The organism is Aestuariibacter sp. A3R04 (assembly GCF_018860805.1).
Classification (GTDB): Bacteria; Pseudomonadota; Gammaproteobacteria; order Enterobacterales; family Alteromonadaceae; genus Alteromonas.
Genome location: NZ_JAHKQR010000003.1, coordinates 497,322 through 519,522, shown reverse-complemented (window position 1 = coordinate 519,522; position 22,201 = coordinate 497,322). Strand labels below are relative to the sequence as shown.

The following is a 22,201-nucleotide window of genomic DNA, read 5'->3' as shown; positions in this document are numbered from 1 at the left end:
TTTCGACGGTATAAGAAATGGCGATTATTAATTTTGGTTCCATCAACATCGATCACGTTTACCAGGTAGAGCACTTCGTGAAACCGGGTGAAACACTGGCGTCAACCCAATATAAACAATTACTGGGCGGCAAAGGGGCGAATCAGTCTATTGCCCTTGCACTTGCCGGTGCTGACGTCAAGCACGTCGGGGCTATTCACGAGTCTGACGCGGCGTTTAAACAAACGTTAATTCGCAAAGGCGTCGATTGTCAGTATGTCAAATGCAGTGAAACCCCATCCGGCCATGCCATTATTCAGGTTGCACCAGACGGCGAAAACGCCATTGTGTTATTTGGTGGCGCAAACCAAACGATAAACGACGATACCGTTCGCCAAGCGCTGAGCAACACAACCTCTGCAGACTGGGTACTAACCCAGAACGAAACCAGTAGCATCGCTGAAATGTTTCAGCAGGCTAAAGCCAAGCAATTAAAAGTGGCATTTAATCCCGCGCCGATGAATGAGTCTGTCAAGTCACTGCCCCTGGATTGCGTCGATTTGCTTATTGTGAATGAAACGGAAGCCGAAGCAATATCCGGCCAGTCCGGCACTGACGCAAACATTGCCTGGTTCAAAGAAAACTGGCAACACGGCGAAGTTATTCTCACGCTGGGCAAAGATGGCGTCATGATGATCCGCAAAAGCGGCGAAATAATCACCGTGCCTGCATTTTCCGTCGAGGCCATCGATACCACAGCCGCTGGCGATTGCTTCATTGGCTATTTCCTGTCGGCATACAGTCAGCATGCCGATGCCAAACAAGCCCTTACAAGAGGATGTGCAGCCTCCGCCATTGCGGTTACCCGCGAAGGAGCTGCACAATCTATTCCGGACCAAAAAGAAGTTGACCGCTTCCTTGCCAAACAGGGTAAATAGCGAAAGGAGCTATCATGACACATAAAATTATTTTAGATACCGACCCGGGCATCGATGATGCTATGGCTATTTTTTTCGCCTTTCAGCACCCCGAAATAGATGTGTTGGGGTTAACGACTGTATTTGGCAACGTGCCGGTTACTATGGCGGCGCGCAACGCCGTAACACTGTGTGATATTGCAGGACAGGATATTCCCGTTACCCAGGGTGTTGGAATGCCATGGGTGGGGCCTGAGTCTACCTACGCTCACTTCGTACACGGCGACGACGGCTTCGGCAACACGTTTCCTAAAGCCTCTGAAAAACCCCTCGACCCGCGCAGCTCGGCACAATTTATTATAGACATGGCAAGGCAATATCCCGGTGAAATCACACTTGTAGCCATTGGTCCACTGGGAAACCTGGCGCTGGCATTGCGATTAGAACCTGACCTGCCAAAATTGGTGAAAGGCGTAAGTATTATGGGGGGCGCGGCGTTTGTACCGGGTAATGTCACTCCCGTGGCCGAGGCCAATATCTGGAACGATGCTCATGCCGCAGCCATTGTGTTTGCGGCCGATTGGAAACTTACCATGTTTGGTCTCGACGTGACCTTGCAAACCCCTTTTTCTCCCACCTTTATGGACAAACTGGCGGATAAAAACAGTACCTTGGGCGGATTTGTGAAAGATGCCTCCCAGTTCTATATGGATTTCTATTCACAAAATCGAGACGACAAAGTGTGTTTTTTCCACGATGCTTTCCCGTTGGCACACTTAATTCATCCTGAGTTGTTCACCGTTACAGAAGGGCAGGTTCGGGTTGGCACAGGCGAACTTGACCGCGGTCAGACGGTGGTAGCCCCTGCTGGCACAACAGCGAGTCCATTGTGGACAGAAGCGCAAACAATTAACGTCGCCACCAAAGTAGAACACGATAAACTGGAACAATTGTTTATAGACGCCTACGCTTTGTAATAGTCCATTGGCATAAAAGAAGCATCGGCGGTGCTTCTTTTCACGTTGCAGAGCGCTATGATTCAACCACCGATACCACCGGAAGAAGAAGCCAGACTGGCTGAGTTACTCAGTTACAACGTAATCGACACAGAAAGCGATGCATTGCTGGACGATATTACGCTGCTCGCTTCTCAAATTTGCGATACGCCTATTGCGTTAATAAGCCTGGTAGATCCTGACCGACAGTGGTTTAAATCCAGGGTGGGCATTGACGCTACGGAAACGCACAGAAATATTTCGTTTTGCGGCCACGTGGTAGCCAATAAAACCATGCTGGAAGTCAACGATGCCCTTTCCGATGAGCGCTTTTTTGACAATCCTCTGGTTACAGAAAACCCCAATATACGTTTTTATGCCGGAGCCCCGCTGATAACCGAAAAAGGGTATGCCTTGGGCACGCTGTGCACTATTGATCAAAAACCTAAAGTACTCTCTCCCTCTCAACGTACCGCCCTTAAAACCCTTGCCGACAGCGTAATGGCGCATCTTGATTTGCGTAAAAAGAATGAGGAGCTTATTAAAATCAACAGGATGAAAACCCATTATCTGTCTGAATTAAGTCACGATCTCAGAACGCCTTTAAACGCCATTTGTACCTTTGGAAAATTACTGGAACAAGAAGCCCGAGTTGTAAAACTGCCTGCGCTGTTTCGGGATGCCCTTGGCCATATAACCACCAGCAGTAGTATATTACTCAAGACTGTGGATGCCGTACTTGGCGTTGAAGACACTGAAAAGGCGAATGCACCAGGTAAGAAAAAAGCCATTTCTACCCGCTCTTTTTTTCACCATATCTTTCACATTATCGATCAGCAGCTCCAAAAATATCACATTGAGCTCAGAAGCAACGTTGAGGACTCAATTCCCGAAACGCTCATTTTTGATGACACCCGCTTTTGCAAAGTGTTGCTTAAAATTTTAAGCCACGCTCTTATCCGAGCCGAAGGCGATGCCTTCGTTGACGTCATGATTTGTTACCAAAGCGGAAATCTTGTGGTGTTGTTTAAAGACAATGGCCCTGGCATTAGCCAAGAGCAACACCAAGCGCTGTACGACGATGACAAACAGGATGAGAACAACCCTCTCAGCGGCCTTCGAATAATGACAGATGAGCTGAACGGTCACCTGAAAGTAAAAAATGGGCCTTCGGACGGTATAATAATCATTTTCTCTGTCCCGGCTACAGTAGACACCCATGACAACACCGATGTGCCGGAGACAGGATTAACATACACAAAACAGAACCCCAAAATTCTACTGGTGGAAGACAACGAAATAAATCAGGAAGTAATGCGATCATTGTTCGGCCGCAACGGGTTGAGCATCGACATCGCAGATGACGGGGAAACCGCGCTGAAAATGGTCGACCAACAAGTCTACGACATCATTTTTATGGACATCAACCTGCCTGGCATTTCAGGGGTGGAAACAACTCGCCGTATTCGCGAAACCCAGCCCGCTATCCCTATCATTGCCGTCACTGCCGATGTTATTATTGACAAACAAGTGCTACGGGCGTCCGGCATGGATGCGGTAGTGACCAAACCAGTCGACATTAACGAGCTAAACCGCTTACTCAACCTATACTTAATTACCGACAGTGTCTTTAACTGAATTGCAAACACAACGCGCCCGGCTCAGAAAAACCTTGCGACAACGCCGCAACAGCCTTTCTGAGGCGGAACAACGCAGTGCGAAAGAACGCATCGTTGTTAAGTTACAATCGTTGTCACAATGGTCTGAAAGCAGCACGTTGGCAGGCTACTTAACCAATGACGGCGAGGTAGACTTAGCTGCGGTGATGGCCCTTGCCTGGCAACAAGGTAAAAAAACCACGTTGCCGGTGATCCACCCGTTCAATCCGCGTACCCTACTATTCTTAGATTACACCACCGACACGCAGATGCGCGTTAATCGCTTTAATATTCATGAGCCTGAACCACACTGTACAGGTGTGATACCCATTGCTACCCATGACATCATCTTAATGCCGTTAGTAGGTTTTGATGCGAGAGGTAATCGGCTGGGGATGGGCGGCGGCTTTTACGACAGAACACTGGCTGGTGTGTTGCAGAATAATAACCGTCCCCTACTGGTTGGCACCGCTCACGATTGCCAACAAGTAGACGCTATACCCATTGCCGGTTGGGATATTCCCCTGGATATAATTGTTACCCCCTCACAAACCCTGTTTCCTGGTTAAAATTTATCTGCAATAGTTGCCCGGAACGGCTACAAATCAGTTAAAATTCCCAAAAGCCTGGAGAACGAATCATGGATCAAAACGCAAAGAAAAAAGCAGTGGCCAATGCCGCTGTGAAATACGTTGAAGCAGACAGCCTTGTTGGCGTTGGCACCGGATCTACGGTGAACTATTTTATTGATGCCCTCGCTGACATTAAACATACCATCCAAGGAGCAGTGTCCAGCTCTGACGCCTCTACAGAGAAGCTCAAAGCCCATGGCATTGAAGTGTTTTCATTAAATGAAGTCGACAACCTTTCTGTATATGTTGATGGCGCTGATGAAATCACCGAACACAAACATATGATTAAGGGCGGCGGTGCGGCACTGACCCGCGAAAAAATTGTCGCGGCGGTGGCCAAGAAATTTGTTTGCATTGTAGACGACAGCAAACAAGTACCTGTGCTCGGGGGTTTTCCATTACCGGTAGAAGTGATTCCAATGGCCCGCTCTTACGTAGCCAGAGAATTGGTTAAACTGGGCGGCGATCCAGTTTACCGGGAAGGCGTGGTAACAGACAACGGCAACGTGATCCTTGATGTCCACAACCTTACAATCCTCAACCCCCGGGAACTGGAAAACACCATCAACGGGCTTGCTGGTGTGGTCACAAACGGCATTTTTGCCAACCGGGGCGCAGATACAGTGCTCGTTGCCACCAACGATGGCGTTGTAACGATTAACTAAGCCATATTAGGGGGCGCCAGTTGAGGCTAGTTGCGCCCCTCTCAGATTGAGACCGGACGAAAATAGCGCTTTTATCCACCTGTATAATCTGTTATTTTGCCCATATAGACGTCCAGATGTCTTTTCCCCAACCCCTAACTTGAGATGCGAGGCAATGAGTAAAGTATCACTACCCAAGGACAAAATTCGGATCCTTCTGCTGGAAGGCGTTCACCAAAGTGCGGTAGAAACGCTGAAGAATAATGGTTACACCAATGTCGAGTATTTGAAAACGTCACTATCGGAAGACGATTTGATAGAAAAAGTGAAAGACGTTCATTTTATCGGTATCCGTTCCCGCACGCAGATCACCGAATCCGTGGTAGATGCCGCGCAAAAACTGGTTGCTATCGGTTGCTTCTGCATCGGCACCAACCAGGTTGATTTAAAAGCCACGCAAATCCGCGGAATTCCGGTTTTCAACGCACCATTTTCAAACACCCGTTCGGTGGCAGAATTGGTGCTTGGTCAACTTATTTTGCTATTGCGTGGTGTGCCGTCTAAAAACGCTAAGGCGCACCGTGGTGAATGGGAAAAAAGTGCAGTGGGTTCCTATGAAGCCAGAGGTAAAACTCTGGGTATTATCGGCTACGGCCACATCGGTACACAGTTGAGTATTCTGGCCGAGCATCTTGGCATGCGCGTACAGTTCTTTGATATTGAAGACAAGCTGGTACTGGGCAACTCAGTGCAGGTAAAATCTCTTGATACCCTGCTTGCGACATCTGATGTTGTGTCGCTACACGTACCGGAAACCGTATCGACAAAGGACATGATTGGCAAAGCTGAGCTGGAAAAAATGAAAAAAGGCGCCATCCTTATCAATGCCTCACGGGGTACGGTTGTGGATATCGATGCCTTAGTGGAAGCCATGGAAAAAGAGCACCTCGCCGGTGCTGCCATTGATGTATTCCCGGTTGAGCCAAAGTCGAACAGTGAAGAATTTCAATCGCCTTTACGCAAATTCGACAACGTGATCCTCACGCCTCATGTAGGCGGTAGCACACAGGAAGCCCAGGAAAATATAGGTATTGAAGTAGCTGGTAAACTTGCTAAGTACTCTGATAACGGCTCTACGTTATCTGCCGTTAACTTCCCTGAAGTATCACTGCCTGACCACCCTGGCCGCTCGCGTCTGCTTCACATTCACGAAAACCGCCCAGGCGTACTGAACCAGATCAACCAGACATTTGCAGAAAAAGGCATCAACATTGAAGCACAATACCTGCAAACTACGGCAGATATCGGTTACGTGGTTGTAGATGTAGAAGCCAATAAAGCTGATGAAGGTTTAGCGCAATTGCAAAATATTAAAGGCACAATAAAAACCCGTCTGTTGCATTAATTACGCCGTTGATTAGCATAGTTTAAGCATAAAAAAGCCCGTCAATGACGGGCTTTTTGTCGTACAAGCAAAATACTCTACGCTTAGAAGAAGTTGTAAACCAGCGTAACCGCGGTAGCGGTATCCAGTTTTTCCACACCATCGTTAACACGAGAGTTATGGTCAAGACGCACAGACAGTTTCATTGACAAGTTACCGCTGATAGTTGCCGTTAACGCTGACTCTGCACGTGATTTAGTGTTCTCATTACCCACTTCCGTACTCATTGTTTGAGAGAATTTAGCAGTATCGGAAATCAACCAGCTAAATTCACCTGATGCACGAACGATGAAGCTGTTTTGCTCTTCGTCTTGCTGTGTTTCTGCCCACGAATAACCCGGACCAATTGAATACTCAAGACTCGTGGTTTCGTTGTCCCATAGCTTGTGGTTCCAACCCGCCGCCAATGTAGACTGGTAGTTATAACTGCTGAAACGGTCATCTTCATATGACGCGAATCCAAACAAGCGATAATCGGGATTTTCCAGTTTGTAGTTACCCTGAGCAGATGCAAAGAATTTCTGCGCAGAAGTGCGTTCAGTTTCACCGCCGTCATCGTCGTCTACAGTTTCTTTCTTATACAAACCTTCGAGATTGTAATCGTTGCTCCACTTTTCCAATTCCTGATGGCCAACCAAAGAAGCGTTGATAGACGTTGTCTCTGTATTACCTGAAGTGAAAATGAACCCCAGCCCACCTTCCAGAGTAAATGGCTTTTCGTTGTCCTTGGCTTGGGCCGTCGATACACCGGCAGCAGTAATAAGTGCAATTGCGAGAACTTGCTTCTTCATGTGTCTTCCTATTTGTATTTTAAATTCGTTTGTCACTTGCGCTGCGCTGCACCAGGCAACCGAGCGCTTTTTTACCCTAATTCCGGGGCGTTCCATATTAAAAATGCGCCAGGCGTTCATTTAGCCAGGCGTAATGCGCGCTGTCTGTCAGCGTCGTCAGGTTATGATTATTCTTTAGAAAAAACGATAAACGATAGATACCGTGGTTTCTGTATTGAGTCCTTTGGCGCTTTCCAGCGGTTCAGTTTCATACGCCAGGTTAAACGCCAGCTTCATAGCCAGAGAATCGAACAAACTTGCTGACAACGCAGTTTCAGACCGGGTTTTTACGTTATCCGGCCCAACTTCTGCACTCATAAACTGCCGCAATCTGGCTCCGGTGTGCCATTCGTAGTGATATTCCCCTGAAGCCCGAACGATAAAGCCATTGTTGATATTGCTTTCTGTGCCTTCTTCCGGTGCGACAAACGCATAGCCCGGCCCCACACTGTAGCGAAAGGAACTATCTTCTTCATTCCACAGTCGTTGCGACCAACCTGCTGCCAATGAGGCGCGATAATCGTACCCGTTGAACCGATCATTTTCATAATCGCCGTATATGAAAGTACGCTGTCCCGGGGTCATCAACTTATAATCGAGTTGGGCATAACTAAAAAACCGTTGTGCAGTAACCGTACTAACCTCATTGCCGTTGGCATCGTCTGCACGACTTTCTTTGTAAAATATCTCAGTAGAATAGTTGTTTGCCCAGTTTTGCGTTTCGTGTTCTGAACGCAATGCCCCTTTAAAGGTGGTGGCATTGGTATTGCCCGTTGCAGTAATAATTCCCACCTCACCATCGAGGGTAAAGCGGGGTTGGCCATTTTCACCATTCCTATCAAAATCAGAATGGTACAGGGTTTTTATCAGATTGCGGTCGGCTGCCATGGCCGGCAGTACACTGCCAAGCAGACAAACACATACCAGCAATCTCGCTTTAAACGGATTCAACATGATTCTTTTTTTTTTAAACTTTTAGCGCAGTGTTAGCCATCCATGGAGATACTTTTATATTATGTCGAAAGCTATTTTATCAGTTTCGCTATTGGCGTAACTGATAACGTTAGCCAGATCGTCTCCACTTACCTTCAGTTTATTGGCCGAATCTGACGACAAAAGTTCAATATTGCCGTAAGCGACCGGATTTTTCTCGCGAATTGTAACGCGCATCGCATATGCCAACAAACCAATATCCACATCAGCGGCCTGTTTGTCCAAATCGTGAACATGGCTCACCGGATAGAACAACGGCATTGGCAACTGCCACTTTTCCATAATCGCGCCCGAGCACTGTGCAAAGGAAAAACCGAAAACCGCTTGCTGATTTTCCCATGGCAGTAATGCCGGAGAACGTTGTATATAGTCCAGATACTTTTCCGGTGCGTGCTTCGCAATAACCAACTCGCTTAAGTTGTGAAGGATCCCCATTACAAAGAAACGTTCACTCCCCCGTATATGACAAAGTTTGGCTATATTTTTCGCCACTAACCCGTTATACACGGATTGCACCCAATGATTATCCAGCCGGATATGCTCACTGTTAAAGTGCTTGAACGCGGTGCTGGCTGTTTCTGCCATCACCAAATTGTAGAGCGCTTCACCGCCAATAACACTGATGGCTTTGGTAATGGAATCAACCTGCGCGGGAAACCGAAACAATGCGCTATTAGCCATCTTCAGAATTTTTGCAGTAAGAGATGGGTCTATGCCAATCAGTTTGGCGAGATCGTCCATGTCAGAACGGTTGTCATCGAGCACATCACGCAGCCTTATACATATATTGGGCAGTGTAAAAGACTGCGTTGCATACTCAACATACTTTTCCATGAACGTTCCCATACGCTTAATTGTTGTCGCTATCAAATAAACTGCCTTGCACTGGCAAAGCTATATTCTCGTCTCCCCCGGCACCGGGCTTTCTCAATGCCTGAGCTTTTCTGCGCTGACAGGCACGAATGATCGTTCTTTTCGCTGCGTCATCGATTTTCAGCCAGTACAGTCTTTCATCTCTGGTACGGAAGCACCCCAGACACAAACCCTTAGGCCCCGACTGACACACGCCAATGCACGGACTGGGAACATCAAAAAACTCCATCTGATCGGGATGACTAGCTTTTACCGCCATAACACCTCCTTCAGATTCGCCTACTGCACACCTGGATGCCGCCATAATAACACTGAACGCGGGGTGATTTTAATCAATCATTCGTAGGGTGCACCTGGTTACAACTGCACCTCCAGCCCGCGCTCGTCAACAACGGCACAAAATAAAGGGTTTTGTAAACAATTACCACCCTTTCACGCAGCTAATCGATAAGTGTGTACTCGATGGTAGAGACCACACGGACTTTCTTGATGTAAGGGTGGTGACCGTCCCTGTCACTAATGGAGAACTGCCCCTGATTTGCACGTTTTATTTTGCCAAGCTGACTTTGTGAGTCCCTGGCAAACTTTTCGGCCACTTCCCTGGCATTGACTGTCGCCTCTTCTATCATTTCAGGTTTTACGTCATTTAACCGACTAAACACAAACTGAGGCTTGGTATCCCACTGCTGTGCTGAAAACACAATACCTTCCTTTAGCAGGTCAGTAATAGCCGGCATTATAGCCCGCACCTTCTCCACATCATCAGAATAGACCGTAATGGTTTGACTTGCCCTGTAGCGATATTTTACGTTCTCACCACCGCCGTATTGTTGTGCCAGTTTATCGGTAACTTCCGGTTGGTTTACCGTAACTTCACCTCCGTTAACGCCGTGTTCGGTTAAAAAGGCTTTAATAGTAGCAGCGTGTCCCTCAAGGGTACGATAAAGAGCCGGCAAATCATTGCTTGCTTCTGTGTATTGAATAGGCCAAATGACATGGTCAGCGGGATATTCTCTTTCAGACAACCCTTTTACCGTTACTACCCTGTCCCATGTTTTAAAAGCAATCAATGCATCTGATAATTGCGCACCTAACAACCCCAGTGCGGCAATCAGCCCTACGCCCACAATTGCTGCTGAAGATTTCGTCATAGTGTGTACCGCCTCCTTGTTCTGTCTACGGTTTCGTTCGTGGCCGTCAAGTGTATGCCAACACAGATAAAGTAACGGAAAAATAAGGCGATATAACGGTAAATTGTGACGAATTGTGGCAAGTTATTTACCACGAGGCTGCGTGCAAAAAAAAAGCCGCTCAGAGAACAGAGCGGCTAAAGGCAGTTCCACTTGGGTCTAAGCTTGTGGGAACTGCGCCTGACCAGACTGCTTATTCGCCGTCCTCTTGCGTCTGAGCAATGAATAGAAAACCGGTGTGAGAACGAGGCCAAAAAACGTCACGCCAATCATGCCGGAAAATACCGCCACACCCATTGCCTGACGCATTTCCGCTCCGGCACCAGTGGAAATAACCATAGGAAGTACACCCATAATAAATGCTATTGATGTCATTAGAATGGGCCGCAAGCGCAATCGACAAGCTTCTTTTACTGCTTCCAGCGCCGTGCGCCCTTCTTCTTCCAACTCTTTGGCAAATTCAACAATCAAAATGGCATTTTTTGTCGCCAATCCCACCAGTACAATTAAGCCTATTTGGGTGAAAATATTGTTGTCACCGCCGAAAATTCCCACCCCAATCAAGGCACTCAACAAGGTCATTGGGACAATAAGAATAATGGCCAGGGGTAAAGACAAACTTTCATATTGTGCAGCAAGCACCAGAAATACCAGTAACACCACCAGCGGGAACACATACATCGATGCATCACCTGCCAGAATTTGCTGATATGTCAGTTCTGTCCATTGGTAGCTCATGCCAATGGGCAATGTGTCGTCAAGAATCTTCTCAATGGCCACTTTCGCTTCATCTGAACTAAAACCTGGCATAGGCGCACCGTTTATCTCTGCAGTGACATAACCGTTGTAGTGCATAACGCGATCAGGGCCTGCGGTATGCTCCACGGTAAGAAATGCACCTAACGGGATCATGTCACCCTGATTATTCCTCACTTTAAACTGGCTTATCTGTTCCGCATCCTGCCTAAAAGTTTCATCGGCCTGTACATTCACCTGGTAGTTTCTGCCAAACAGGTTGAAATCGTTCACGTACACCGAGCCAAGGTAGGCCTGGAGCGTATCAAACAGCGTATCGATATTCACACCCATGCTAATGGCCTTGGTGCGATCAACATCAATATCCAGCTGCGGAACACTGACCCGGTAACTACTGAAAGTATCCGTCAGTACAGGGTCTGCCCACGCTTTTTGTACCACTTGCTGGGTAATCGTGTTCAGCGTTTCAAAGCCGAGATTTCCCCTGTCCTGAATTTGCAGTCTGAACCCCCCAATGGTGCCTAACCCAAGGACCGGCGGAGGCGGAAACACTGCCACATAAGCCTCTTTTATCGCTGCGAATTTCATGTTCAGTTGTTGTGCTATGGCGCCTGCAGACAACCCTTTCGCTTCTCTGTCTTCAAACGGCTCAAGAGGGAAAAATACCACGCCGGAACTCGGGCTGTTGGTAAAGCCATTAATGTTCAAGCCGGGAAAGGCAACGACGTCGGACACCCCATCCTGCTCCAATGCAATGGCAGACATTTTGCGCACTACAGCTTCCGAACGCGATAGTGAAGACGCATCCGGCAATTGGGCAAACCCAATCAGATACATTTTATCCTGCGCTGGTACATAACCCGTAGGCGTGGTACTAAACTGCTGCCACGTAAGCCCAAGCATGGCCACATAAAGCACCATGATGAGACCGGATTTGCGTATTAGCGCGCCAACCCCCTTGGTGTAACTGTTGGCCCCCCGATCAAACAGACGGTTAAACGGCGTAAATAACCAACTGCCAAACAGTTTGTCCATGACCTTCGTAAGTCTGTCTTTTGGTGCATCGTGGCGCTTTAACAGCAATGCAGATAAGGCCGGACTCAACGTAAGTGAATTCACAGCCGATATTACTGTAGAAATCGTGATAGTAAGCGCAAACTGTCGGTAAAACTGCCCAGTAAGGCCAGACATAAATGCCGTAGGTATAAACACCGCAGCCAAGACCAGGGTTGTGGCAATGATTGGCCCAGTGACTTCTTTCATCGCAATCACGGTGGCATCAGCAGGCGAATGACCAGCCGCAATGTTACGCTCGACGTTTTCAACCACGACGATGGCATCATCCACTACAATACCAATTGCCAGCACCAAACCAAAAAGCGATAACGCGTTTAAGGAAAACCCCATCATTTGCATAAAAGCAAAGGTACCCACCAGCGATACCGGTACGGCAACTAATGGAATAACTGATGCGCGCCAGGTTTGAAGAAACAACACAACCACCAACACAACCAGCAGTACAGCTTCAAAAAGTGTATTTACCACCGCTTCGATAGATCCGCGCACAAACACAGTTGGGTCGTATACAATGTCGTAATCCAGCCCTTGCGGGAAACTTTTCGATAGTTCAGCCATGGCGGCACGCACATCGTCACTGATCTGAATAGCGTTAGAGCCTGGGGCCTGAAATACGGGTAATGCGGCCGCGGGTTTGTTGTTTAACAATGAACGAAGCGTGTAATAGTCGGCCCCTAATTCAATACGAGCAACGTCTTTTAAACGGGTGATTTCTCCGTTGCTTCCCGTTTTGACAATAATATCGCCGAACTCTTCTTCGTCGAGCAAACGCCCCCGAACGTTAATTAAAAGCTGAAACTCGCTGATACCCGATGGTTGTGCTCCAAGACTGCCCGCTGCTGCCTGTTGGTTTTGTGATTGAATTGCAGCAACAATATCGCCCGGATTCATATTTAGCGCGGCCACTTTATTTGGATCAAGCCATACGCGCATACTGTACTCACCAGCGCCGAAAAGGCGTACTTCACCCACACCGGTAATGCGCTTGAGTTCATCTTTAACGTTTTGATCGGCGTAGTTTGACAAATACAACATGTCGTATCGACTATCTGGCGACGTCAAGTGAACCACCATGGTGAGGTTCGGTGATGACTTCTCCGTGACTACGCCCAAACGTTGTACTTCCTGTGGCAGACGAGGCAAGGCCCGGTTTACCCGGTTTTGCACCAAGGTTGTGGCATTGTCGGGATCAGTGCCAATGGCAAAGGTAATGGTAAGCGTCATACGACCATCGGAATTGGCCTGAGACGACATGTACAACATATCTTCCACACCATTAATCTCCTGCTCCAATGGGGTTGCCACAGTTTCCGCGATTACTTTTGGATTAGCACCTGGATAATTGGCCGTTACGACAACGGTAGGTGGTACAACGTCGGGATATTCGGTTATGGGCAATTGCCACACGGCAATAGCGCCGCCGATAAAAATCAACAGCGACAATACACCGGCAAAAATCGGCCGGTGAATAAAAAAGCGCGATACATTCATTAACGACTTCCTTTTGTCGCAGTGAGTGTTGCGGCAGTTAAATCACTGTTGTCAGTGATATAGCGCTGCCAGGCCTGTAGCTGTTTGAACGCGTCGCTGTCTTGCATTGACACTTTAGTCGGCGCGATGGTGGCACCGGGGCGAACCCGTTGCAAACCGTTCACTACTACAATGTCTCCGGCAACAAGACCGGCGTTGATAAACCGCAGGGCACCTACTTTGTCACCCAATTGTACAGCGCGATAACTCAACACATTATTCTCATCTACCACCAGCACAAACTTGTTGTTCAAATCAGTGCCAACTGCGGTTTCGTCAACCAAAATTCTGTCTTTAGAATCTCCACTGGCCAAGCGCAAGTGTGCAAACAAACCGGGGACCAATCTGCCCTCAGCATTGTCAAATACAGCTCTGACTTTAATGGTGCCGGTATTCGGATTTACGCGGTTGTCTACAAAGTCCAGCTGGCCCCAGTAGCCATAATCTTCTTCATTGGCAAGTTGCATGGCAACGGGCAAACGGGCCAGTGATTTACTTGCACGTTCAGCACTGTTCACATAATTGAGGTAAGTATTTTCATCAATATCAAAATACGCGTACAAACGGTCGGTTGACACAATCGATGTCAACACACTTTGTCCCGCAGTAACAAAGTTACCTGCAGTGATGTTTGCCCGGGAAATCCGGCCAGAAATAGGCGCTTCCACCCGCGCAAATCCGCGGTTGAGTTCAGCGACATCTAATGCCGCCTGTGTAGATGCTACATTCGCTTTCGCCTGTTCAACGGCGGCGAATCGGGCATCTGCCACTTCTGATGATATTGCGTTGGTGCGGCGTAAAGATACCGCTCTGTCAGATTCCTGTTTTGCCAGGCGCAAGCGACTCTTTGCGTCTTCCAATTGCGCAGACAACCGCTCGACCTCTGCGCGAAAGGCGCGATTGTCAATGAGAAACAAGGTTTGACCTTGCTCGACCCACTGCCCTTCTTCGAAGGCTACAAAATCGATATAACCTGACACCCGAGGACGTAACTCTACAGTCTGCGGCGCTTCGAGACGACCGGTGAAGGTGTCCCATTGGGCTATTCGTCTACTGATAACTGACGCTACATCTACCGGGATCCCCGGAGGGGCATTGGCGGCCATATTTTCAGGACGGACTTCATTTCCACCACACGCCGTGAGGAAGACGGTTATCCCTATAGCCATAGACAATTTAAGCAGTGATTTCATGTTTTGGCATTCTCATTCAAGTTGATTTGCGGGCATTATGCACAGCCAAAACAAATAAAAATAATTATATATTTATATACAACACATCACCCTATATTATATATTAAATGAAAGTACCGAGAGGAATACGCACGTGAAAACCCAAGATCTGAGCCTACTTATGATATTTGACGCCATTATGACAGAAGGCGCCATCACCCGGGCAGCTGACCGCTTAGCCATGACCCAGCCGGCTGTATCTAATGCGTTATCACGCATGCGTACGGCTTGGGGCGATGAGCTATTTGTTAAAGATGGGCGAGGAATTCAACCCACTACGTTTGCAAGAAACTTATGGGGGCAAATCCAACATCCGCTCAGCGAACTGGAAAATGCGGTGAACCCAGCCATATTTGAACCCGGCACATCCCGTCGTACGTTTCGCATTGCTGCCACAGATACACTAGTCAATATGGTATGGGGGCCGTTGCGTCAAATTATCGAACGTGAAGCGCCGGGTATAAATATCCACGCGATTCCAAACTCCAACCTCGACTGTGAAAAAATCTTAAAAGACGCAGAAGCTGAGCTTGCCATTACCAAATTTGTGCAACCCAGTTCCGTGATCCGCAATGAACATCTGATAGATCCACAATATGTTGTTGTTATGCGTCCAGGTCATCCTCTAGCCAATGAACGACTTACATTGGAAGACTTTGTGAAAGCCGATCATCTGCTGGTATCAATCACTGGTGACATAAACGGGCCAACGGATCAGGTACTTAACAATCTTGGACTGAGACGGCGCATCGCCATGACCGTTAACGACTTTTACAATGTCCCCCCTCTGCTGGAACAAAGTGATCTCATTTGTGTCGCACCATCACTGGTAGTTGAAGACGATATATTTTCCGGGCGATTAGCCGTTTTTGAAACCCCGGTAGAAATTCAGCCTACACCTTTAGCAATACTATGGCACAAGCGTCAGGACATCGATCAGGGTTTGCAATGGCTTAGAAAACACGTCGTGCGCATTATTCTCGAACGCTGTGCCCAACACGAAGCGAGATTAGCCCAATGCTGCCGTAAAGGATACTGCCCGGAAACCGTTAAATCAATGAAGGCGAAACAGGTAAGCAAACAGTGTGAGAGCAACCTGACAGTTACGCCTAAACCTGTTCCAACGGCAAAAATCAACTAAAACGTGAGACATAAAAAAACGAGGCAATGCCTCGTTTTTTTATGTTAGCGTATACTTACTTTTTCTTTGCCTTGGGGTTAGGCAGGTCAGTAATACTGCCTTCGAAGATTTCAGATGCCAAGCCAATAGACTCGTTAAGTGTTGGGTGGGCGTGAATAGTTAATGCAACATCTTCTGCATCAGCACCCATTTCGATAGCAAGGCCTATTTCGCCCAGCATTTCACCGGCGTTGGTTCCTACCATAGCACCACCAATCACACGAGCGGTGTCTTTTTCGAAAATCATCTTCGTCATACCGTTCGTGGCATCAGAAGCAATGGCACGACCAGATGCAGCCCAAGGGAACACTGCTGTTTCATAGGCTATGCCCTGTTCCTTTGCTTCTTTCTCAGTTAAACCAACCCAGGCAACTTCTGGCTCAGTGTAGGCAACAGAAGGAATACAGCGCGGGTCGAAGAAGTGCTTCTTACCGGCAATAACTTCAGCGGCAACATGACCTTCGTGAACGGCTTTGTGCGCAAGCATAGGCTGACCAACTAAATCACCAATGGCGTAGATGTGGTCTACGTTGGTTTTCATTTGCTTATCAACATTGATAAAACCACGCTCATCAACGGCAACGCCCGCCGTTTCTGCGCCAACCAGTTTACCGTTAGGACGACGACCCACCGCAACCAGGACTTTGTCATAGCGAACAGGTTCTTTAGGTGCGTTTTTGCCTTCAAATGATACATACAGACCATCGTCTTTTGCTTCAACCGCAGTAACCTTAGTCTCCAGCATGATGTTGAACTTGTCTTTATAGTCTTTCATAAAGACTTTCATGATGTCTTTGTCTGCAGCCGGGATCAGTTGATCGAGGAATTCTACAACATCAATTTTTGAGCCCAACGCTTCGTATACGGTACCCATCTCAAGGCCGATGATACCACCACCTAAAACCAGCATTTTCTCTGGAATATCTTTCATTTCCAGTGCACCGGTTGAATCGATTACACGGTCATCCTCAGGAATGAAAGGCAGCGACACTGGTTCTGAGCCTGCGGCAATAATGGCCTTTTCGAAGGTAATGGTTGTTTTGCCATCTTTCCCTTCTACTTCCAGCGTATTCGCACCGGTAAACTTACCGTAACCCTGAATATGCTTGGTTTTACGCATTTTAGACATACCGCCCAGGCCACCAGTAAGTTTGGCAACCACACTGTCTTTGTATTCGCGGATTTTGTCTAAATCGATGGTCGGCTCGCCGAACGTAACACCGTGACTGGCTAAGTGCTTCGCTTCTTTCATCACTTTAGCAACGTGCAGCAGCGCTTTTGAAGGAATACAACCTATGTTAAGACACACGCCACCAAGTGTATCGCGTGAATCGACAATAACTGTCTCTATACCTAAATCTGCAGCACGGAATGCCGCTGAGTAACCGCCAGGGCCACCGCCCAGTACCACCAATTGCGTTTTAATTTCGCTCATTGTGACCTCAAATCTGTCCAAACATTTGAATAATATACGTTACCGATTGTAACGAGGGCTTGTAACCCCGTAAAGCCAACACGGCTTTATATCCAATAAATATCACAAAGGGGAGGCTTACAACCTCCCCTTTACATTATCGCTAAAGCAGCATTTGACGCATGTCTTCCAATACTGCTTTTAAGTGTACAGCAAACCTCGCTGCTACCGCGCCGTCAATAACACGATGGTCGTATGACAGCGATAATGGCACCATCAGACGAGGTTCAAACTCTTTGCCGTTCCACTTAGGCTTAATATCGCTTTTCGAGACACCTAAAATAGCCACATCAGGTGCATTTACAATAGGCGTAAACGCTGTACCACCGATACCGCCTAAGCTTGAAATGGTGAAACAACTGCCCTGCATGTCGGCAGCTTTTAACTTACCATCACGGGCTTTCACACTGATTTCCATAAGCTCTTTGGAAATCTCTATGATGCCTTTCTTGTCAACATCACGCACTACAGGTACAACCAGGCCTCCTGGCGTGTCTACTGCAATACCGATATGGTAGTATTTTTTCTGAATTAAAGACTCACCGTCCGCCGAAAGCGATGTATTAAATACAGGATAGGCTTTCAGTGCATCGGCGACAGCTTTCATCATAAATACCAGCGGCGTGATCTTCACACCCAGCTTTTTCTTCTCAGCCAGCTTGTTTTGATCCTTGCGGAAAGCTTCCAAATCAGTGATATCCGCTTCTTCGAATTGGGTAACGTGTGGAATAGTTACCCAGTTGCGATGCAGATTCGGTCCGGATATTTTCTGAATACGCGTCAGCGGCTTCTCTTCAACCTCACCGAATTTAGAGAAGTCTACTTTAGGCGGCGCAATAACCTGTAAACCGCCGCCGCTACCTTGGGCAACAGCACCTGCAGTTGCTTTCGGACGAGCCAGTTCATGTTTCACGTAAGCCTGTATATCTTCTTTCAGAATACGGCCTTTACGTCCGGTTGCATCAACCTGAGTCAGGTCGACTCCGAATTCACGGGCCAGACGACGAACCGACGGAGATGCATGTACTTTACCGCTCTTAGGCTTGTTGCCTGCAGACGGATGATGAGGAACCGGCGGCGCTTTTTGCTGTGGTGCATTGCCGGCAGGCGCCGGAGCAGCAGGCTTACTTTCAGCTTTAGGTGCAGCAGGTTTGGCCGCGCCTTTTACTTTCAGCATAATTACCGGCGTACCCTGAGAGGCTTTGTCACCCTGCTTAATCAGCAGTTTAGTCACGGTACCCGCTTTAGGGGCAGGTACGTCCATGGTGGCTTTATCCGTTTCCAGGGTAATCAAACCATCTTCCGCTTCCACGGTATCGCCTTCGGCTACCAAAATTTCAATGACGTCTACGTCAGTATCGCCACCGATATCAGGTACCTGTACTTCAATTTCTTCTTCCGCAGCTTCTTCAACCGGCGCGTCTTCTGTGACCGCTGCTGACCTGGCAGCAGGAGTTGATGCTTGAGTTGTTGCAGAATCCTCGGCTGGCGCAGCGACTTCGCCACCACCCACTTCCAGAGTTAGCACCAAAGAACCTTCGGATACCTTGTCGCCTTCTTTGACTTTCAAACTGACGACCTTACCTGCTTGCGGCGAAGGTACGTCCATGGTCGCTTTATCAGTTTCCAGTGTGATCAGGCCATCTTCCGCTTCAACGGTGTCGCCTTCGGCTACCAGAATTTCGATCACATCTACGTCAGCGGCATCACCAATATCCGGTACAGTGACATCAATCACAGAGCTACCACCTGAAGGCGCTGCAGGAGCAGCTTCCTGTTTCGGCGTTTCAGCCTGCGGCGCGGATTCTGCTGGCTTTTCCTCAGCAGCAGGCGCACTGTCAGCAGCACCCGCCGCTTCCAGTTTCGCCAGCAGATCGCCTTCAGAAATCTTATCGCCGACGCTGACATTCAGCGCAGATACCTTACCGGCAAACGGCGCAGGGATGTCCATGCTGGCTTTGTCACTTTCTACCGTGACCAGTGCGTCTTCTGCTTCTACAGAATCGCCCACTGCCACGCAAATTTCGATTACTTCTACCGAATCTTCACCCAGATCCGGTACGAGAACGTCTTTAATATCTGCCATGTTCGTTAGTCTCCCTTTCCTTAAGCGTAAAGTGGGTTAACTTTCTCGGCATCAATACCCAGATCAGTCATTGCTTTTGACAATGTCTTGGCATCAACGTCACCCGCTTTGTACAGTTCGTACAGCGCAGCGTAAGTTACGTATGCAGCATCAACCTCAAAGTGACGACGCAGGTTTGCACGGCTGTCTGAACGGCCAAAGCCATCAGTACCCAGCACGCGGTATGCACCTGGTACAAAATCACGTACCTGCTCAGCGTAGTTTTTGATGTAGTCTGTTGCCGCGATAGTCGGGCCATCGTTTCCGTCGTTCAACACTTCGGTGATGTATGGCACTTTCGCCTCTGCATCTGGATGCAACATGTTGTAACGGTCACAGTTCTGACCATCACGGGCCAGTTCGTTAAACGACGTTACGCTGTATACCTCTGCTTCTACACCGTAATCTGAAGACAGCTTCTCGGCTGCTTCGCGAACCTGTTCAAGAATGGTCCCCGAACTCAGCAGTTTCACTTTCTGCTTGCTCTTGCCAACGGTGTCAAGCTTATAGATACCTTTGACAATACCTTCTTCAACACCCTTAGGCATTGCCGGCTGCTTGTAGTTTTCGTTCATTACTGTGAGGTAGTAGAACACATCTTCCTGTTCTTCCAGCATGCGTCGCAAACCATCCTGTACAATCACAGCCACTTCATAACCGTATGTTGGGTCGTAGCTGACACAGTTCGGGATGAGCGCAGCCTGAGTATGGGAATGCCCATCCTGGTGCTGTAAACCTTCACCGTTCAGCGTGGTGCGTCCGGCTGTGCCACCTACCAGGAATCCACGGGTACGGGAATCGCCTGCGGCCCACGCCAGGTCTCCGACGCGTTGGAAACCAAACATGGAATAGTAAATATAGAACGGAACCATTGGCAAATCGTTGGTACTGTACGAGGTACCCGCTGCCAGCCAGGATGCCATCGCGCCCAGCTCGTTGATGCCTTCCTGCAGAACCTGACCTTTTTTATCTTCGCGGTAATACGCCACCTGATCGGAATCCTGTGGTTCGTATTTTTGACCTTGTGAAGAATAAATACCTACCTGACGGAACAAACCTTCCATACCAAATGTACGGGCCTCATCAGGAATAATAGGTACGATGCGCTTACCAATTTGCTTGTCTTTAAGCAGTGCAGTAAGGACGCGAACAAATGCCATAGTGGTGGAGATTTCACGATCTCCCGAGCCTTTTGTCACCGCCTCAAAGGCTTTCATCGCTGGTGCAGGCAACTCTTCTGATGCTTTGGCGCGACGCACCGGCATGTAGCCGTGAAGTGCTTCACGACGGGCGCGCAGATATTTCATCTCTTCGCTGTCTTCATCGAACTTGTAGTACGGTAAATCAGCCAGCGCTTCGTCAGATACTGGAATATTGAAACGGTCGCGATACTGTTTTACGGCCTCAGCATCCATTTTCTTAACCTGGTGGGCAATGTTTTTACCTTCACCAGATGCGCCCATACCGTAACCCTTAACAGTTTTCGCTAAGATTACCTGTGGACGGCCTTTGGTTTTTGTTGCGCGGTCATATGCCGCGTAAACTTTAACCGGGTCGTGACCACCGCGGTTCAGACGCCAGATGTCTTCATCTGACATATTCGACACCATTTCTTTCAGCTCTGGGTATTTACCGAAGAACTTCTCGCGCGTGTAGGCTCCGCCTTTCGCTTTACAGTTTTGGTATTCGCCGTCAATGGTTTCATTCATGAGGTCCAAAAGCTTGCCAGAGGTATCGCGGGCGAGCAGAGGATCCCAGTAACGCCCCCATATAACCTTGATAACTTCCCAACCAGCGCCGCGGAACGTACCTTCCAGTTCCTGAATGATTTTGCCGTTACCACGCACAGGGCCGTCAAGGCGCTGCAGGTTACAGTTAATCACAAACGTCAGGTTGTCCAGGCCTTCACGGGCAGCAAGACCGATAGCACCCAGGCTTTCCGGCTCATCACACTCACCGTCGCCCATGTAACACCACACACGTTGCTCAGAGCAATCTTTGATACCACGGTCAGTGAGATACTTTAAGAAACGGGCTAAATAAATGGCCTGCATAGGACCAAGGCCCATGGAAACAGTAGGAAACTGCCAGAAGTCTGGCATCAGTTTAGGGTGTGGGTAAGAAGAAATACCTTTACCGTCTACTTCCTGACGGAAGCCGTCCAATTGCTCTTCTGTTAAACGACCTTCGATAAACGCACGGCTGTAGATACCCGGTGCCACGTGCCCCTGATAAAACACATAGTCACCACCGTCTTTTTCGTTAGGGGCCCGGTAGAAGTGATTAAAGCCCACATCGTAAAGCATCGCCGACGACGCGAAACTGGAAATGTGGCCACCCAATTCAAGGTTTTTCTTGGACGCACGCAAAACCATCATCAGGGCATTCCAACGCAGTGCGTTACGGATTTTTCCTTCAATAGTCTGGTCACCAGGCATGGTCGGCTCTTGTCCTGGTGGAATCGTGTTGATATAGGCCGTAGTGGCGTCATACGGCAAGTGAGCACCATTTCTGCGTGCTTTTTCAATCAGTGATTCAAGTAAAAAGTGAGCACGCTCAACGCCCTCTTCTTCTAATACTGACTCTAACGACTCCAGCCATTCTTGTGTTTCTTGCGGATCCACATCTTGGTGCATCATTTCAGTCATGGTGCCATCCTATTGTTGCTGATA

Annotated in this window: 17 protein-coding genes; 7 read left to right on the top strand and 10 right to left on the bottom strand. The window is 48.3% G+C overall.

Annotated elements, in window-relative coordinates; genetic code table 11:
• Positions 1-17: 17 nt before the first annotated feature.
• From KO518_RS07030 to serA, 6 genes are all read left to right on the top strand, one after another.
• On the top strand, positions 18-917 hold the full coding sequence (locus KO518_RS07030; protein WP_216025115.1) for a ribokinase: 900 nt from the start codon (positions 18-20) through the stop codon (positions 915-917).
• A 14-nt stretch (positions 918-931) separates the two neighbouring features.
• Positions 932-1,873 (top strand): nucleoside hydrolase, encoded by a 942-nt coding sequence (locus KO518_RS07025; protein WP_216025114.1) that lies wholly within the window; start codon positions 932-934, stop codon positions 1,871-1,873.
• Between the two features lie 57 nt (positions 1,874-1,930).
• Positions 1,931-3,529: a response regulator gene (locus KO518_RS07020; RefSeq protein WP_216025113.1), complete on the top strand. Its 1,599-nt coding sequence runs from the start codon at positions 1,931-1,933 to the stop codon at positions 3,527-3,529.
• The gene (locus KO518_RS07015; protein WP_371742263.1) at positions 3,516-4,118 is read left to right on the top strand and encodes a 5-formyltetrahydrofolate cyclo-ligase; all 603 of its coding nucleotides are present in this window, start codon (positions 3,516-3,518) and stop codon (positions 4,116-4,118) included. Before KO518_RS07020 ends, KO518_RS07015 begins: the two co-directional genes overlap by 14 nt.
• Before the next feature lie 71 nt (positions 4,119-4,189).
• Positions 4,190-4,846: a ribose-5-phosphate isomerase RpiA gene (rpiA, locus tag KO518_RS07010; protein ID WP_216025112.1), complete on the top strand. Its 657-nt coding sequence runs from the start codon at positions 4,190-4,192 to the stop codon at positions 4,844-4,846.
• 154 nt (positions 4,847-5,000) lie between these two features.
• The gene (serA, locus tag KO518_RS07005) at positions 5,001-6,230 is read left to right on the top strand and encodes a phosphoglycerate dehydrogenase (protein ID WP_216025111.1); all 1,230 of its coding nucleotides are present in this window, start codon (positions 5,001-5,003) and stop codon (positions 6,228-6,230) included.
• A gap of 83 nt (positions 6,231-6,313) precedes the next feature.
• On the opposite strand, the gene KO518_RS07000 is transcribed toward serA, so the two are convergent.
• The 7 genes from KO518_RS07000 to KO518_RS06970 form a co-directional block, all read right to left on the bottom strand.
• Entirely contained in the window at positions 6,314-7,060 is a 747-nt protein-coding gene (locus KO518_RS07000; RefSeq protein ID WP_216025110.1) for a YdiY family protein, read from the bottom strand.
• A gap of 174 nt (positions 7,061-7,234) precedes the next feature.
• Positions 7,235-8,053 carry a YdiY family protein gene (locus KO518_RS06995; RefSeq protein ID WP_216025109.1) on the bottom strand — a complete coding sequence of 273 codons (819 nt, stop codon included), beginning with the start codon at positions 8,051-8,053 and terminating at the stop codon, positions 7,235-7,237.
• Positions 8,054-8,107: 54 nt separating this feature from the next.
• The gene (locus KO518_RS06990; protein ID WP_216025108.1) at positions 8,108-8,926 is read right to left on the bottom strand and encodes an HDOD domain-containing protein; all 819 of its coding nucleotides are present in this window, start codon (positions 8,924-8,926) and stop codon (positions 8,108-8,110) included.
• Between the two features lie 16 nt (positions 8,927-8,942).
• Complete coding sequence (locus KO518_RS06985) at positions 8,943-9,224, bottom strand: DUF1289 domain-containing protein (protein WP_216025107.1); 282 nt, start codon at positions 9,222-9,224, stop codon at positions 8,943-8,945.
• Between the two features lie 181 nt (positions 9,225-9,405).
• A complete protein-coding gene (locus tag KO518_RS06980) occupies positions 9,406-10,116 on the bottom strand; it encodes an SIMPL domain-containing protein (protein WP_216025106.1) in 711 nt (236 codons plus the stop codon).
• Between the two features lie 198 nt (positions 10,117-10,314).
• Entirely contained in the window at positions 10,315-13,479 is a 3,165-nt protein-coding gene (locus KO518_RS06975; protein ID WP_216025105.1) for an efflux RND transporter permease subunit, read from the bottom strand.
• Positions 13,479-14,711 carry an efflux RND transporter periplasmic adaptor subunit gene (locus KO518_RS06970; protein ID WP_216025104.1) on the bottom strand — a complete coding sequence of 411 codons (1,233 nt, stop codon included), beginning with the start codon at positions 14,709-14,711 and terminating at the stop codon, positions 13,479-13,481. Before KO518_RS06970 ends, KO518_RS06975 begins: the two co-directional genes overlap by 1 nt.
• Before the next feature lie 160 nt (positions 14,712-14,871).
• Between KO518_RS06970 and KO518_RS06965 the strand changes: the two genes are divergently transcribed.
• Positions 14,872-15,891: a LysR family transcriptional regulator gene (locus tag KO518_RS06965; RefSeq protein ID WP_252736045.1), complete on the top strand. Its 1,020-nt coding sequence runs from the start codon at positions 14,872-14,874 to the stop codon at positions 15,889-15,891.
• Between the two features lie 55 nt (positions 15,892-15,946).
• Here KO518_RS06965 and lpdA read toward each other — a convergent pair whose 3' ends face one another.
• The 3 genes from lpdA to aceE all read right to left on the bottom strand — a co-directional run bounded on the left by lpdA (position 15,947) and on the right by aceE (position 22,177).
• Positions 15,947-17,365 carry a dihydrolipoyl dehydrogenase gene (gene lpdA, locus KO518_RS06960; RefSeq protein ID WP_216025102.1) on the bottom strand — a complete coding sequence of 473 codons (1,419 nt, stop codon included), beginning with the start codon at positions 17,363-17,365 and terminating at the stop codon, positions 15,947-15,949.
• A 142-nt stretch (positions 17,366-17,507) separates the two neighbouring features.
• Positions 17,508-19,490 carry a pyruvate dehydrogenase complex dihydrolipoyllysine-residue acetyltransferase gene (aceF, locus tag KO518_RS06955; protein ID WP_216025101.1) on the bottom strand — a complete coding sequence of 661 codons (1,983 nt, stop codon included), beginning with the start codon at positions 19,488-19,490 and terminating at the stop codon, positions 17,508-17,510.
• 20 nt (positions 19,491-19,510) lie between these two features.
• Positions 19,511-22,177 (bottom strand): pyruvate dehydrogenase (acetyl-transferring), homodimeric type, encoded by a 2,667-nt coding sequence (aceE, locus tag KO518_RS06950; protein ID WP_216025100.1) that lies wholly within the window; start codon positions 22,175-22,177, stop codon positions 19,511-19,513.
• Positions 22,178-22,201 lie beyond the last annotated feature (24 nt).